At 39.0% G+C, this 1,079-nt stretch carries 1 protein-coding gene and 1 pseudogene; both read right to left on the reverse strand.

The window, feature by feature from the left end; genetic code table 11:
- A partial coding sequence (locus CKO50_RS24865) for a PoNe immunity protein domain-containing protein (protein ID WP_255230424.1) occupies positions 1 to 374 on the reverse strand: 374 nt, incomplete at its 3' end.
- A gap of 378 nt (positions 375 to 752) precedes the next feature.
- A pseudogene (locus CKO50_RS24085) lies at positions 753 to 1,079 on the reverse strand (hypothetical protein); the annotation flags it as partial.

A 1,079-nucleotide genomic window follows, 5' to 3' on the forward strand; every position in this document is an offset into this window, starting at 1 on the left:
TCTTGCCAATGTACGAGGTCTTTAGGGTAGTATGGGTGGTCAATAAAGCTGCTATCATCAATATTGAATAATTTAACAACAAGCGCAATTTCCCAGCACCAGTAGCCATCGTAAGCATCATTATCCAGTAAATGTATATCAGGACTTTCCTCCAAGACGTACCATGCCTCCATATAGGACTTTGCAAGTGCTGGACGTTGCTCTGGACTTCGTTCAACTACTTTGTAAAGTTTACCGAAACGTTTTTTGAACAGAGTATCCGCTGCTATTTCGCGATTAGTGTCACCTAGCGCTATCGCAATTTTATCGAAAAGTGCATCTTGTCCTTGATTTCCAATAAGCTCTAATAATTGTAAGTAGTAATCTTTTCCCATATTTAAGCAGTAGGCGAAGCTAAATAACTTTAAATAGTTCCGTAAATCGCTTTGGTGCAACTCTTCTAAGTCNAATGCGCTCAGCTTGTGCTTCTAGAGGTAGTTCATCGGCAAACTTCTTTTGAGCTCGGCGATAAGTTATCGCATCGTTCAAAAGGGGTTTGAACTCTATTACGCTGTCACCACGAGAGTATTTTACATGCATCAAACTGATTATATTATTTATCAGGTCAAAGCATGTTCTCATCTTNGATTTCTATCGTGAGATCACTGGAGTCGAGTTCGGCGACATCCTCTAATATAGTTTCTTCATAGAACTCTACAGCTTCGTCAAAATAGGATTTATCCCGAAAGGTATCTCGGACCATAACAACTCCTTTAAAGTTTTATTTCTTGACCAATGATATTGGCATTTCGATCTAGTTCTTTTACAACTAGACTTCCATCTTCCTTATTGCGGATCAATAGTTTTTGCACAGAACCGTCATTTTTTCTTAAGCCTCTTAATATTTTATCTTGTTCTCTTCTACTCAACCCCGCTTTTTCCAAACGCTCTTTAGTAACCCACCTATTGTTCATCTGCTTACCATCTCTAGTTTTACCTAAACGAGCCTTATTGTATTTGGCTTCGGTGATCACAAAATCAGGTGGTGGATTTGGGTGCAAATAAATCCCATCTATACCAGTTTCGCCGGGCTTAAAATT

The sequence above is a fragment of the Pseudoalteromonas sp. HM-SA03 genome (assembly GCF_002289345.1).
Classification (GTDB): Bacteria; Pseudomonadota; Gammaproteobacteria; order Enterobacterales; family Alteromonadaceae; genus Pseudoalteromonas.